Source organism: Streptomyces sp. NPDC033966 (assembly GCF_055575955.1).
Window position 1 is genome coordinate 1 of the sequence record NZ_JBVIRQ010000037.1, and the last position, 13384, is coordinate 13384.

The following is a 13384-nucleotide window of genomic DNA, read 5'->3' on the forward strand; positions in this document are numbered from 1 at the left end:
GATCAAGCGGCAGATGTACGGCCGAGCCTCGTTCCACGTCCTGAGAGCCCGCATCCTCATCGAGTCGTAGTCATCACGGAACTGCGGTCACAGCCTTGAAAACGGCCGCTGCCGCTCTTCGCCTCACTCTGTTGTTGGTTGAACGGTGTGGGGAGGGAGGGGATCGGCGAGCATGCGGGGGCCCCGCCGACCGTCAGGTCGGTGGGGCCCGGTGATCGTGAACCTCAGCGCGTGGTCAATTGATCAGATCGCACTTCGAACTCGACCCGTCCGTCGAGTGATTCGAGTCCCCAAGGCGCGACAGAGATCGTAAGTGTGTCCGCGGCGGTGTTCAGGATGTCGCAGAGGATGCCGACCTCGACGGGATAGGCGGAGTCAGGGGTCAGGTCGTCGCCGGTGAAGATGGGCCACTTGTCGACGAAGGCCCATTGCTGCTGGTGGGCGTCGGTGAAGCGGACTTCGACCAGGCCGGGCTGGGGTTCGTCATCGACCCATCGGACCGCTTCGCAACGAAGGAAAACCATGGGCAGAGCCTGCCATCACGGCCTGGGGTCGGCAGCTGGATTTCCGGACTGCCGACCCATCGGTCTGGCCGTCATGGAGCCCTGCGGAGCGGGACGACATCGGGAAGGCCGGTCGGCATCGACGGTCGGGCGGCTTCCGGTGTCGCCAGGAGAGCGACGATGGTGACGGGCTGCTGGCAGTGCGGACAGTTGCGGGTGGCGGTGGGTTCGAGCGGGTCCCTTTCGGGTGCCTGTCGCGAGGCTCGTGCCGCCGACTTGGCCGGTGGGAGATCAGCGAGGGGCGGGGTGGCAGCTGAAGCCGGCCGTGTTGCTCCTCCGAGCCGGCGGGCCCGGTCTTCATCCCTGGCCTGGTCCCGTTGGCGTTCGGCGTCCTTGCGGCAGGCGGGGGAACAGTAGATCTGGCGGACTGTCCTGAGCGAGTCGAAGGTGCCGTCGCAGACGGGGCAGGTGCGTGTCTCGCGGGCTTCCTCACTGGTGCGGGAGGTGATGCGGCACTCCTCCGAGCAGTAGATCCGTCGGAGGGCGGCGGTCGTGACGAACTCGGTGTGGCAGGAGGGACAGACCTGCTGGACGGGCCTGCGCTGCCGGTTGCTCTCCTTGCAGGTGGGCGAGCAGAAGACCTGGCGGCTGGTGTGGGTGGCGACGGTGAAGACCGATTCGCAGACGGGGCAGCGGCGGGCCATCTCGGATTCGACCTCGGTGACGGGAGGGTGGTCAGGAGACACGGGCGTTCACCCCGGCGCGGAGGGTTTCCGCCTGGTTCCGGTGGCCGCGGAGCCGGTAGGAGGGGCCGTCGATGCCCGCGACCGCAGCCCGGTGCAGGAGGCGGTCGAGCATGGCGGCCGCAACGGTCGCGTCGCCGAAGGCGCCGGCCCAGTCGGCGATGCCGACGTTGGTTGTCAGGATCGTGGAGGACTTCAGATACCTCTGGTTGATCACCTGGAAGAGGGCGGAGGCGCCGTCCTCGGGCAGCGGGAGGTAGCCCAGTTCGTCGATGATCAGGAGTTTCGGGCCGGCGAAGAAGTTCATGCAGGACTTCCACCGGCCTTCGAGAGCGGCTTTGTGGCAGCGGGCCGAGAGCTCGGCGGCGGTGGTGAAGTAGACGCGGTGCCCGGCTTCGACCGCGGCCCGTCCGAGCGCGACCGACAGCATCGTTTTGCCCACGCCGGGCGGCCCGACGAACAGGACGTTGGAGGCGTCGTCGAGGAAGCGGAGGGTGGCCAGGTCCCGGATGAGTTTCTCATCGACGCCGGGCTGGGCCGCGAAGTCGAAGTCGTTGAGGGTCCAGGGCTCGGGCAGGCAGGCGAACCGGAGCCGGGCGGCGAGCCGGCGGGCCTCGGTGGCCTCGACCTCGATCTCCAGCAGCCGTTCCAGAGCCGCGGTCAGCGACATCCGTTCGGTCCGGGCCTGGTCGAGAACCCGGTTGAGGGCCTCGGCCGCGTCGTTGAGCTTGAGGTAGGACAGGTGGCCTCGCAGCTGCTGGAAGCGGCGTGCTTCGCTCATCTGCATCGGCGACGATGGCGTGCTCACTCCTCGTTCTCCTCCTTCGGTGAGGGGGCTGTCCGCAGCCGGTCGGCCACGGCGGCATAGTGGGACAGGTCGATTACGACCCGTTCGGCCGGATCCCCGGCGGCCGGAAGCCCGCGCAGACGCTCGGCCTCCGCGAGGGCGGCCGCCGAGGGCGGCCTTCGGACCTTGGTCTTGCACGGGGCCCGGTCGGAGAACGACGCGAGCACGGCCCGCTCCAGCGCGATAACGTGGCCGTCGTCCCTGACGGTTTGCCCTGATCCCCGAGGGGCCCGGCGGTGCTGGGCGATGACCGCCCGGCCCTCTGTGGCGATCCGCAGGACGTCGTCGCCCAGGCGGTTGAGGACCTTGACTTGGACTCCGGGCAGACCGGGCGGGACGGAGTAGAAGTTTCCGTCGAACTGGACCAGGCTCTGGGGGCTGACCGTTCGCTCGACTTCCAGCTCGGCCGGGAACGGCCGCACCGGGATGTCCAGCATCGGCTCAGCCGCGGCAAGCTCACCGACCGTGGTGGCGATCCCGTCGATGCGGCGGCGCCGCTCGTCCATCCGGGCGGCGAGTTTGTCGACGCCGGACTGGGCCTGGACGACGGTCAGCCCGTCGGGGACCGTGCGCCACCATCGTTGGGCGGCGGAGTGGTTGGTCTTCTCCACCACTCCTTTGCGGTTGCCGCGGCGTGGCGGGCAGATATCCACGCCGGCTCCGTAGTACTTGGCGACGGCGGCGAAGGAGGAGGTCATCTGCCCGCTGGAGGGGTAGCAGACCGTCGCCATCCGGTCGAAGCGCCACCGGCGGGCCGTTCCGCCGAGCTTTCGCATGACCTCGTCGAGGGCCTGGACCAGGTGAGGGAAGTCCTCGGACTCCGAAAGGACCGCCCGCCACCGGCCCGAATGAGCAAGCGCCCCCACCAGCAGGTGGGCGTGCTCACCCACTCCCCACCCCTCCGGCGGGTTCGGCAGCTCCAGCCAGTCGAACTGGATCTCCTCACCGGGCGGATGCGCGATCACCGCGACGTTCCTGCCGGTGGAGGCGTGACACGGTTCGCAGTGCGGCCGGACCTGATAGCGGCGCAGAGCCCGGGTGAAGGTGGAGTACGCGCCCTCGTAACCGAGTTCGGACACCTCATCGAACAAGGTCGAGGCCCACAGGTGCGGGTCGTCGGCCAGGCGCTGGCGGCAGTAGGGCAGGAACGGCACGAACGCGTCCGGTCCCTCGCGTCGCTCGCCGGGGGTTCGCTCGCCGTTCAGATAGGCACGGATCGTCTTGCGATCACGGCCCAGATGCCGCGCGATCGCCGAGATCGTCCATCCCTGACGACGCAGAGCATGAGCGTCCACGTCTTCCTCCCGAGTGAGCATTCAGGCCCCCGAACAGGCCGAACTCCAAGCTCACGCAGGCTCTCCACGACACGCCGACACCAGTTCGACACGCCGGGAGGATCACACAATGGATGGGGGGATCAAGAGAGCAGGTTTGCCCCACCCCAGAGCGACAAGTGGGGAAATCCAAATATCCCCATCATCAGGCCATGAACGGCAACCTTCCGCATGTCGGGGGAACCTCACCTCGCCCTTGAAACCTCAATCGAAGCCCTTGGGGCCGGTGTGGGTGAGGGCGCGGTGACCTTGGAGGGCTGGAGCGTCCGCCTCGCCGGCCTGCACGCGACCGAGTGTTGCTTGGGCGCAACGCCCAGTGTCGAGCCAGTGACCGGCGCGCTTCCCGGCAGCCGGTTGGCGAGCGGTTGTCACGTGGTTGCTGGAGCCCTGCACGATCTCCTCACCGATCACCGGCCGTGCCTGACACCGGCTGGTGCCACCCTTCACGAGGAGAATCAATGAAGAGTCGTCTTTCCGCCGCACTGCTCGCCGGTACCGCACTGGCGGGCTCGGTCATCCTGGGCACCACCCCCGCGCAAGCGGGTAATACGGGGGCGTTCATGCTGAAGAACACCGCCACCGGGCTGTGCCTGCAGGGCTCTCTCTCACAGTCCCCGAACGACACGCGCGGCGTTCCCTGCAACCGGGGCGACTCCTCGCAGTGGTGGGGCAACTGGGCATCGGAGATCTTCATGCCGGGGACGGGCGTGTCCGTCTGCCTGGTCGCGACGCCGTCGTACAGCGCGCTGACCTCGGCTTGCAGCACAGCGGGCAGTGACGGCTGGTACAAGGGGTGGGTCACCTCCGGTGACACGAACACGCTGGTCGGGTCCACCCAAGGCGGCTGCTACCTGGGGATGGGCAATGCCGGCAACGGAAACATCGGATACTGCACGCCGGGCCAGGGGGACAACTACAAGAGGTGGACCAAGGTCTACTGATCCGGCGGGACGGTGCTGCGGCGGTCTGCTGCCCGCGCCACCCGCTACCGGGTTTCGTCGCCCGGGCCAAGATTCCGGCGTACGCACTGGGCACCCGCACGGTGTGCGGTTCGGGACATCATGGGGGTTTCCCGAGCTCCTTCTCCACCCCGACACCAAGAAGGTCTGGGCCGGAGGCTACGAAGTGTGGGTTCCGACGACTGAGGTCGGCTCCGCCGGCTGCATCCTGCGCCAGGGAGATCCGTACCCCAGCGCCATCGGTGCTCTTTAGCACGCGTTGAAGAAGTGCAACGGCCCGAATGGTCTGGCAATCGACGGCGCCTACGGTCCGATGACGGCCTCGGCTGTGCGGATCGTCCAGGAGTTCTACAAGATCGGCGTGGACGGGGTCTACGGCCCGCAGACGCGCCGCGCCATGTACTGGGTAGCCAACGACACCCCCAGTCTGGTCTGCGTCAAGTACTGATCCTGTGGGGCCCAGCCGACGGGCGCGGCGCTCGTCAGGGGCTGGGGGGAGAGGGGCCGTGCGTCGCCGTACCGACTGGTGCCCTCGCCCCGCCCTTCGGGGTGATGAATGCCGGTTCGAGCTGGTCATGTCGGACGCGGTCGTGTCCAGGCATGCCGGGTGCCCTGCCCGATCGGTGCATCGTGTGTTTCCGGGACCGGGCAGGCAGACCTGGGAGGCATCGCCTGGCAGTCCCTCATCGCTGCCTTCACCGAGGAGAAGGGCATCGTCGACGAGTCCTCCACCCGCACTGCCATCACGGAGACCCACGCGACAGAGTGAGCACGAAGCCGACACCGTGTTCACGACGACCCCGGCGGCCTGACGGCCGCCGGGGTCGTTTCATCCCGTCCCATCGACAACCAGCACGTCGCCTTCATGCTCATCTTCAGCGTCGCTCAACAACCAGACCCCGAGCTGTTGCTGGACCAGGAGCCAGCCCTGATTGAGGTCACGGCGGAACTCCCAGTCGTAGGGGCCGCCCATGGAGTAGGGGGTCGAGGTTTCTCCGGGTTCGGTGACGGTGACGAACCACATGTAGCCGATGCCGGTCGCCGTGTCGCCCGCCACGTCGAAGTGCAAGTTGAGGAGGTGGTGCTGCATTCTCGGGAACGAAGACTCGGCCTCCTCCACCCGGGAGCGGATCGCCTCCTTCCCCCGTATCAGGCCCCAGGGGCCGAACTCCAGGGCGGCGTCCTCGGCCCAGCACGTGGCCCAGGCCGCCCAATCCCTGAGGTCCAGGGCCCGCCAGCCACGGATCAACAGGCCGCGCAGCGCCTCCTTGTCCTCCAGCACCCGCACCCTGTGCGCCAGCGCCGGACCGTCAGGGCCGCCCTGAGTGCGGGCTGCGCCGTCTCAGCCCTGCCGCCACGAGGGCGCTCCCCGGCGAGGACACTCATGACCTGGGCAGGCTTCTGCGGGTCAGCTGGCGAGGATGACGAGGCGTGGGTAGCCGAGGTGTTCGGTGCGGCGGGCGGCGAGGTGGGTGTGGACGCCGGTGAGGTACGCCTTGAGCGTGTCGTAGCCGGCTTCGTAGGTTTCCTCCTGTCCGCTGCTGCTGGTGGGTGTCCAGAGGATGAGGAGGTGTTCGTGGCGGCGGGCCCCGTCCGGGGTGGCGAAGGCCAGCTCGTACACGACCAGCCGCGGCTCATCGACCGGCAGCGCGGCGAGCATCTCCTCGTGGGTGAGGTTGGCCTCGACCTCGACGGCCAGGACAGGCGGGGTGCCGGTGTAGAGGAGGATCACGGTGTTGGTCTCCCGGAGGCCGCCTACGTTCCGCAGAGCGCTGCGGCAGGCTTCGGGAAGGTCGAACGGGCTGCTCACGGGATGCTCGTCTCTCACCTGGGGATCAACGGTGGCGGGGGCCGTAAGGATGCGGCGCAGCGCGGGTGCAGCCAACCGGTACCCCGGAGCCGTCTGCCGGCTGCCGTCCGTGGTCCCGGTTGCCCCTTCGCCGGTCGACCTCACGGTCGCCGCGTCGCCACCGACGTCGGTCGTGAAGTGTGATGGGTGCGGGGCGGGGAAGGCGCCGAGCCTGATCCGGAAGGCAGGTGCGCTGGTGGATGGTCCGGTGGGCCGGCATTGCGTGTGCCGGGGCCGTGGAGCCGCGGGCGCGGCCCGCGCGCAGCTGCACCGGCTGGTGGACGAGGCACGCCTGCTGGGGCATCCCGTGCCGCCGGTGCTGGAGGAGACCGCGCTGCTGCTGGTGACCGAGCTGGTGACCAACGCAGTACGCCACACCTGCGGACCGTGCGCGGTGGACGTCTGCTGGGCGGGGGAGGGCATTGACATCGATGTCACGGACCCGAGCCCCGAGCCGCCCCGCAGCGAGCCCACCGTCTCGAAGTGTGCCCCGGACTCGTCGACCAGGTAGTTCAGGAGGCTCAGGACCGTACGGCGGTGTGGAGTTGATCAATATCTGTCACTGAACGAGAATGTCCGATCGATCAGACTTCGGGGGGTGGCTGATGAGATTTGGCATATTAGGGCCGTTGACGGTGCTAGACGACGTGGGCCGGCTTCGCCCCGTCGCGCGGCCGAAGTCCCGGGCCGTACTCGCTGCCCTTCTCCTCGACGCGAATCGCGTAGTCGCGTTCGGAACCGTTATGACCGCCTTGTGGGGTGATGGTCAGCCGGCCTCTGCGACCGCCTCCCTGCACAACCATGTCGCGCGCCTCCGCAAGGACCTGGGCCCGGACGGTGCGGCCCGACTCCGCACGGTAGGCCGGGGATTCCAGCTCCAGGTAGCGGAGGGGGAAGTCGACGCCGACTCCTTCCTGCGACACGGCGACCGTGCCCGGGAAGCCCTGCGTCTGGAGAAGTGGGATGAAGCCGAGCGGGAAACCGGGGCTGGGCTGAGCCTGTGGAGGGGTACGCCCCTGGCCGACACGTCGACGGCGCCGGAGCACCCCGGGATCGTCTATCTGGAAGAGCAGAGGCTCCAGATCCTGGAGTGCCGGTTCGAGGCCCTGCTCAAGCTCGGACGACTTGATGGCCTGTCCGCCGAGCTCGCCCTCCTGGTCGCGGAGCACCCGCTGCGCGAATCGTTCCACCGGCAGCTGATGCTCGTCCTCGACCGCACGGACCGGCAAGCGGAAGCACTGGCCCGGTACCAGAGCCTGCGGACCATGCTGGTGGACGAACTGGGCGTGGAACCCGGCCCCGCGGTCCAGCAGGCACATCGGCTCATCCTGGCGGGGAAGTGCCACCCGGACGCCCCGGAGGAAGCGGTCACCATCGCCGCTCCGCCTAGCCGGCCGGCGCAACTCCCCCTACCACCTCTGCATTTCGTGGGCCGTACCCAGGACATCGAAGCGATCCGCTCCGTGCTGCTCGCGGCCCGCACCCACCCGGCCATGGCCGTGATCAGCGGGATGGCGGGCGTGGGAAAGACCGGCCTGGCCCTGTACGTAGCCCGGGAACTTCAAGACGCCTTCCCTGACGGACAGCTCTTCCTCAACCTCCACGCGGCCACTCCCGGAGTCGCGCCGGTGGAGTCCAGCGAGGCGGTCGCGCTGCTTCTGCAGGGCATGGGCGTGGACCCGCGGCTGATCCCGACGAGCAGCGCCGCGGCATCGGCGCTGCTGAGATCCACCCTGGCGGACAAGCGCGTTCTCCTCGTGCTCGACGATGTCTCCTCGGTCAGCCAGATCAGGCCCTCGCTGCCGGCCGGACCAGGCTGTGGCGTGCTGGTCACGAGTCGGCCTCCGCTCGCAACGCTGGATTCGGGCAGGCACATCCGACTGGCACCTCTGACACCGGCGACGAGCGGCCTCCTTCTGCGCAGGGCGTCGGGCCGCCCGCTGACGGCGGATGACTCCGCCCTGGTGGACAGACTCGTCGCCCTGTGCGGGGGACTGCCGCTCGCACTGCGGATCACGGCCGCCCGCCTGGCGACCCGCGAAAATCTCACCCTGGAAGCGCTGTCCGAACGACTCGCTGCACAGGAAGCCCGGCTCGACCACCTCGAACTCGACGATCTGAGCGTCCGCCGCTCGCTGGCCGCAGCCCACGAGGCCCTCACCTCGTCGCCCGAGCAGACCGACCGCGACGCGGCGTACGCGCTCACACGTCTCGGTTCCCTCGACCTGCCCGAGTATTCCGTCGGCTTGACGGCACGGCTCATGGACGTGTCCGAACTCCGCGCTGATCTGGCGCTCGAGCGGCTGGCCGAGGTCGCGCTGCTGGACGAGTCGTGTGCCGGCCGGTACGTGCCTCACGACCTCGTACGGGAATTCGCCCGGGAGCAGGCACGCTCCCACCCCGCGCGTTCCCACCACGCCGGGCTGGACGAGGGTGCGCTGCGTTGGTACCTGCGCCAGGCAGCGGCGTGCGCCCGAGTCCTACGCCCTGACAATTTCTGGGCCCGTACTCCGTGGGCGGACGCGGACCCGTCCCCTGCGGACGGCTCGTCCTTCCACGACGCGACGGAAGCCCTCACGTGGGCGGATCAGGAGGCGGAGAACCTGATCTTCCTGGCTGGACAGACGGACGGCGGAAGACTGGGCCGCCGGCAAGCCATCGAACTCATCCAGATGCTCTACCCCTACTTCCACGACCGCGGACTCACACAGGCGAGGAAGCGTCTGACGCACCACTCGATCCGCCTGGCCCGGGAAGGCGGCGATATGGAGGCGGAATCCGAGGCCCTCCGCTTCCTGGCAGTCGCCCAGTACTCCGACGGCTTCATGAACGAGGCGCTGCGCCTGCTGGAGAAGTCCAGCGCGATGCCAGCGGGCCAGGACGCCGTCACGCGCATGATCACGCTCGGCAACCGAGCGGCCGTACTGAGAGCCATGGGACGGTGCGACGAGGCCCAGACGGCCCTGGCCCAATGCCTATCACTCCGCCCCGAGCCGACGTCCGCCTTCCATCAGGCGCTCCTCCTGGGGAACCAGGGATACGTGGCCGAACTCACTGACACCCGCCTCGCGATCTCGTACCACCTCCAGAGCCTGGACATCGCGACGCGGATCGGCGCACAGGCGCTCCGGCTGGTGGCGCTGTGCAACATCGGCCACGCCCACCTGGTGTTGGGCGAGCCCGAAGCCGCGCTGACGCGCTTCGCCGAAGGCCTGGCCGTCACCGCCGCGGGCGGGTCCCACTGGAACGCGGAGAGGGAGATGCGCCGGGGCGAAGCCCGGGCGCTGCGCCTGCTCGGCCGCCTGGAGGCGGCGCGGCGCACCTGCGAGCTGCTCCTGGAGCTCACTCGGAACCGCAGCGACGTGTACGCGACCGGCCTGGCCGAGCACGAGTACGGACACGTCCTCCGCGATGCGGGCGATGAACTGGGAGCCCAGAGGCACTGGCACAGCGCCCTGCGTGCCCTGGAGGGCACGGATGCCCCCGTCCTCCCGGAACTCCGCCGGCTCGCGGCCTGATCGGCGAGCAGACGAACGGGGCCCCCGCCGGTTCTCCCGGCGGGCGCCGTTCACGATGCTCGTTTCAGGCGTTGCTCAGTTCCAGACCTTGCCGTAGAAGAACCCGCCGGTACCGCGCTCGTAGTAGTGCTGCCCGTACAGACCGCCCACGCACGTGCTCTTGGTCTCCCACCCGTTGGTGGGGAAGGAGGCGACCATCACACCGGTGTCGGCGTCCCAGAGTTCAGCCCGCCCCCAGTACGCGAGGCCCGTGTGGGTGCCGGAGAAACAGACCTCGTGATTGCCGTTGGCGGGCACGCTTCCGCTGGTGCACGTGTATCCCTCGCAGACCGAGGAGGCCGCGCTCGCGGGGCCGGCGGCGATCAGCCCGAAGGTGGCTACCGCGGTAGCTGTCATGACAGCCTGAATGATCCTCTTCTTCATGGTGTCTCCGTGTTCCCAAGAAAGGTCCGCTGGACGAGGCATGCGTTCCGCTTGCCTCGTCACAGGTGCTGCTCCGTGGGGAGCGCACGGACAGCACTGTGCTGGCCCGGGCCAACAGCCCACCAACACGAGCCCAACCGCACGCGCGGAAGCTCCGGTCGCCGACCAGGTCCGCGCCGCCGGCGGCCGGGCCGGTCTCACGGGCGGGGCGGGCGGGTCAGGCGGTGCAGGCGGACCTCGGTGAGCCGCCCGTCCGAGGCCCGGGCCGTCATGAACGTGCAGTACGGCTGGCTGCGCCGGTCGGTCGCGAGCCCGGGTTCAGCAGCCGCAGCCGGTCTCCCGCCGCCGTGTCCCACGGGATGTGGCTGTGGCCGAACACCAGCACGTCCACGTCCGGGAACCGCGCGGCGCAGCGCTGCCGCCCCCGGCCAGCAACCCCATGCGCGCTCTGCCACACCACCGCACCCGTGACCGCACGATGGCCGCTCGGCCCGGTCTGCACGCCCTGCTACCGGACCGCCCGCAGCCACCCCATGCCCTGCCCGGTGTGCGACCGGCCCCGGGTACTGAACGGCCGCGTCGACCGGCACCGGGTCTGCGGGCCCTGCGCCGGCGTCCCCGACCCCTACGCCTGTGAACGATGCGCCGGACCGCGCTCCTACAAGGTCGGCCGACTCTGCGACCGCTGCGCCGTCACCGACCACCTGGAGGACCTGTTCACCGCCGTACCCGAAGCGGTGGGCACCGGGCCGCTCGCGGCGATGCGGGCGGCGCTGGCCCAGGCCCCGGATGCGGGAACCGTCCTGAACTGGCTGCGTGGCTCCCGCTCTGCCCGCCTCCTGCGCGACCTCATGACCACCGGCCGCGCGCTCTCCCACACCGACCTCGACGCCACGATCGACGGCCGAGCCACGGCGATGACCGCCGAGTATCTGCGCGGCCTGCTGACCGCCTACCAGGTCCTGGAGCCCCGGGACGAACTCGCGGTGCGGATCGTCCGGCACCTGGAACGGACCGTCGCCCGGCACCCCGAGCACGGCGCCCTGCTCCGCGCCTACGTCCGCTGGTCCCTGCTGCCCCGCGCCAAACGCCACCAGGCCGCCGGGGCCGGCGGGATCAAGCACCGGATCCGCTGGGCCTACACCCGCATCAACCTCGCCGCCGAACTCCTCACCACGACCGCCGGCCACGGCCTGACCATCGCCACCCTCGACCAAGGCCGCCTCGACGTCTGGCTCGCGGCCAACCCAGGAGCCCGCTATGAAGTCCGCGACTTCGTCGTCTGGGCCCACCGCCGCCACCACGCGCGCGACCTCCTCGTGCCGCACCGCCCGAAGGCCGACCCAGTCGGCCTGGACGAGGACTCCCACTGGGACCTCCTCCACCCTCACCGACACCCGCCTTGACCTCGACGTCCGGGCCGCCGGCGCGATCCTCCTGCTGTTCGGCCAACACCTCACCCGGGTCGCAGCACTGCCCACCACCGCCTTGACCACCCACGACGGGTCGGCGTTCCTCACCCTGGGACGAACCCCGATCCGGCTGCCCACCACCCTGGCCGACATCCTCACCACCCTCGCCGACCACCCCGCTTCCCAGGGCTGGGCCCGCGAACACCAGCGCAGGCTGGCTGTTCCCCGGCCACCTGCCCGGCGCCCACATCTCCGCCGCCGCCCTCAGCCGACGCCTGGCCGCCCATAACATCCCCAACCGGCCCGGCCGGACCACCGCCCTGGTGGCCCTCGCGTGCGATCTCCCGCCCGCGGTCCTCGGCCCGATGCTCGGCCTCCACCCGATCACGGCCGTCCAGTGGCGCCGTCGCGCCGCCACAGACTGGACTGCCTACCTCCAAGCACGCCAGCGTGCCCTTACCGACGGGCCTCCACACCCCGTGCACTGATCCGGTCGTCAGGGAAGCCCTCCAGGCCGCGCCAGCTTTGCTCCCCCGTCGGGCGGATCCGGCAGATCTGCACTGAGCTGCGAGAACGGGAGCAAGGGTCATGGGTACGGGTACGAGCAATGCGGTGGACGGCGAGTGCGCCCCGATCTCCGCGGTCCGGGTTGGAGACACCGACTTGGTGAGGATCCTTCTCCGGGAGCACAGCGACCCCGATTACCTGGACGCCGCGTTCTGCCTGGCCGTCCGTATGCACGCCGGGCACATCGCCCAACTGCTGCTCCAGTACGGTGCGGATTCCGGCCAGAGCAGGCCCGAGGACCTCATCTCCTTGAGCGAGGGGGTCGACTCGGGTTCGCCCGCTCTGTTTGAGGCGCTCCTAGACCACCAGATCCGGGGCAGGTATCCCGAGACCGAGCTCCTGGAGGCGCGGGACCTCGCGCTCCGCTGGCACGAGACGGGGGTCGAGGCCGAACTGCGACGCCGTACAGGTTCACGGGATGCCGTCGTCCGTACGCAGGTTCAAGACGACGAGTACGACAGCGTCGACGAGTTCACTCTTGGTGGCATGACCGTGCGAGACGGCCATGGGGCGATCCTCACGCTTGCCGAGGAACTGCAAGGGGTCCGGACCTCGTTCGAGGAGTTGTTGGACCGCGCGTTGGCCCACGCCGACCAGGAGAACCACTCGACATGGAGCAGGGTCACCATCCTGTTGGGCGGCCGACGCGACCAGGCGACCTGGACAGCTGCTGCAGCGCTGCGGACGGACCCGGACCCGTCCCTCCGATTGTTCGGTGCCGAGGTGCTCCGGCTGACCCATCTGTTCGACGACAGCGAAGAGGACGCGTTCGCTGGTCCCGCTCTGGACATGTTCACCGACTGGTCGGCCGAGGAGACGGACCTCGCCGTGCTCACCGAGGTGCTGATCGCTCTTGGTGAACACATCGACCCCCGCGCGGAGGCGGCTCTTCTGCCCCATGCCGACCATCCCAATGCCCGAGTACGGCGTGCGGTGGCGCAGGAATTCAGCGAGTGGTCGTCGCCGCCGGCCCTGTCTGGCGACGCTCGCAAGGCACTGCTGCGGCTGATGGCCGATCCGGATGCCGTGGTTCGGAAGACTGCCTGCTGCCCGGTTGCCGGGGCCAGGGACAACGATCCCGTCCTCGCCGATGCCATGGCCGCTGTGCTGGGCGACGCGGACCGCCTGGTCCAGCTAGGAGTTGTCCGGCCGATCATGTGCGAAGCCAGATGATGACGGCGGCGGCCGTGGCCGTGCCGAGGTAGACGTGGCCGCGCTTGTCGTAGCGG

Annotated in this window: 13 protein-coding genes and 1 pseudogene; 6 read left to right on the forward strand and 8 right to left on the reverse strand. The window is 69.4% G+C overall.

Going from position 1 to position 13384, the window contains the following annotated elements; genetic code table 11:
* Positions 1–224: 224 nt before the first annotated feature.
* From ACZ518_RS38925 to ACZ518_RS38940, 4 genes are all read right to left on the reverse strand, one after another.
* Positions 225–524, reverse strand: a complete 300-nt coding sequence (locus tag ACZ518_RS38925) for a hypothetical protein (protein ID WP_469117762.1) — start codon at positions 522–524, stop codon at positions 225–227.
* A gap of 71 nt (positions 525–595) precedes the next feature.
* On the reverse strand, positions 596–1249 hold the full coding sequence (locus ACZ518_RS38930) for a hypothetical protein (protein ID WP_469117763.1): 654 nt from the start codon (positions 1247–1249) through the stop codon (positions 596–598).
* Positions 1239–2054 carry an IS21-like element helper ATPase IstB gene (istB, locus tag ACZ518_RS38935; RefSeq protein WP_469117764.1) on the reverse strand — a complete coding sequence of 272 codons (816 nt, stop codon included), beginning with the start codon at positions 2052–2054 and terminating at the stop codon, positions 1239–1241. Before istB ends, ACZ518_RS38930 begins: the two co-directional genes overlap by 11 nt.
* Positions 2051–3388, reverse strand: a complete 1338-nt coding sequence (locus ACZ518_RS38940) for a Mu transposase domain-containing protein (protein ID WP_469117765.1) — start codon at positions 3386–3388, stop codon at positions 2051–2053. Before ACZ518_RS38940 ends, istB begins: the two co-directional genes overlap by 4 nt.
* Positions 3389–3885: 497 nt before the next feature.
* On the opposite strand from ACZ518_RS38940, the gene ACZ518_RS38945 reads away from it, so the two are divergent.
* Both ACZ518_RS38945 and ACZ518_RS38950 read left to right on the forward strand, forming a co-directional pair.
* On the forward strand, positions 3886–4368 hold the full coding sequence (locus ACZ518_RS38945; RefSeq protein WP_469117766.1) for a hypothetical protein: 483 nt from the start codon (positions 3886–3888) through the stop codon (positions 4366–4368).
* Between the two features lie 277 nt (positions 4369–4645).
* On the forward strand, positions 4646–4834 hold the full coding sequence (locus ACZ518_RS38950; protein WP_469117767.1) for a peptidoglycan-binding domain-containing protein: 189 nt from the start codon (positions 4646–4648) through the stop codon (positions 4832–4834).
* 381 nt (positions 4835–5215) lie between these two features.
* Here the strand turns inward: ACZ518_RS38950 and ACZ518_RS38955 are convergent, their stop codons facing one another.
* Complete coding sequence (locus ACZ518_RS38955; protein ID WP_469117768.1) at positions 5216–5668, reverse strand: nuclear transport factor 2 family protein; 453 nt, start codon at positions 5666–5668, stop codon at positions 5216–5218.
* A 126-nt stretch (positions 5669–5794) separates the two neighbouring features.
* Positions 5795–6196, reverse strand: coding sequence for an actin depolymerization factor/cofilin- and gelsolin-like domain-containing protein (locus ACZ518_RS38960; protein ID WP_469117769.1), 402 nt, complete (start codon positions 6194–6196; stop codon positions 5795–5797).
* A gap of 247 nt (positions 6197–6443) precedes the next feature.
* Here ACZ518_RS38960 and ACZ518_RS38965 point away from each other — a divergent pair, with 247 nt between their 5' ends.
* A complete protein-coding gene (locus ACZ518_RS38965) occupies positions 6444–6746 on the forward strand; it encodes a hypothetical protein (RefSeq protein WP_469117770.1) in 303 nt (100 codons plus the stop codon).
* A gap of 124 nt (positions 6747–6870) precedes the next feature.
* On the forward strand, positions 6871–9753 hold the full coding sequence (locus tag ACZ518_RS38970; protein ID WP_469117771.1) for an AfsR/SARP family transcriptional regulator: 2883 nt from the start codon (positions 6871–6873) through the stop codon (positions 9751–9753).
* 75 nt (positions 9754–9828) lie between these two features.
* Here the strand turns inward: ACZ518_RS38970 and ACZ518_RS38975 are convergent, their stop codons facing one another.
* Together ACZ518_RS38975 and ACZ518_RS38980 are read right to left on the reverse strand one after the other, a co-directional pair.
* The gene (locus ACZ518_RS38975) at positions 9829–10149 is read right to left on the reverse strand and encodes a hypothetical protein (RefSeq protein WP_469117772.1); all 321 of its coding nucleotides are present in this window, start codon (positions 10147–10149) and stop codon (positions 9829–9831) included.
* A gap of 224 nt (positions 10150–10373) precedes the next feature.
* Positions 10374–10609, reverse strand: a pseudogene (locus tag ACZ518_RS38980) (metallophosphoesterase family protein); the annotation flags it as partial.
* Positions 10610–10643: 34 nt separating this feature from the next.
* Here ACZ518_RS38980 and ACZ518_RS38985 point away from each other — a divergent pair.
* Together ACZ518_RS38985 and ACZ518_RS38990 are read left to right on the forward strand one after the other, a co-directional pair.
* Positions 10644–11582, forward strand: a complete 939-nt coding sequence (locus ACZ518_RS38985) for a hypothetical protein (RefSeq protein ID WP_469117773.1) — start codon at positions 10644–10646, stop codon at positions 11580–11582.
* 594 nt (positions 11583–12176) lie between these two features.
* A complete protein-coding gene (locus ACZ518_RS38990) occupies positions 12177–13328 on the forward strand; it encodes a hypothetical protein (protein ID WP_469117774.1) in 1152 nt (383 codons plus the stop codon).
* Positions 13329–13384 lie beyond the last annotated feature (56 nt).

Excerpts from the sequence above, each read along its gene's own strand:
- ACZ518_RS38945 (WP_469117766.1), top strand. The coding sequence starts at position 3,886 with ATGAAGAGTCGTCTTTCCGCCGCACTGCTCGCCGGTACCGCACTGGCG.
- ACZ518_RS38925 (WP_469117762.1), bottom strand. The coding sequence starts at position 524 with ATGGTTTTCCTTCGTTGCGAAGCGGTCCGATGGGTCGATGACGAACCC.
- ACZ518_RS38975 (WP_469117772.1), bottom strand. The coding sequence starts at position 10,149 with ATGACAGCTACCGCGGTAGCCACCTTCGGGCTGATCGCCGCCGGCCCC.
- ACZ518_RS38990 (WP_469117774.1), top strand. The coding sequence starts at position 12,177 with ATGGGTACGGGTACGAGCAATGCGGTGGACGGCGAGTGCGCCCCGATC.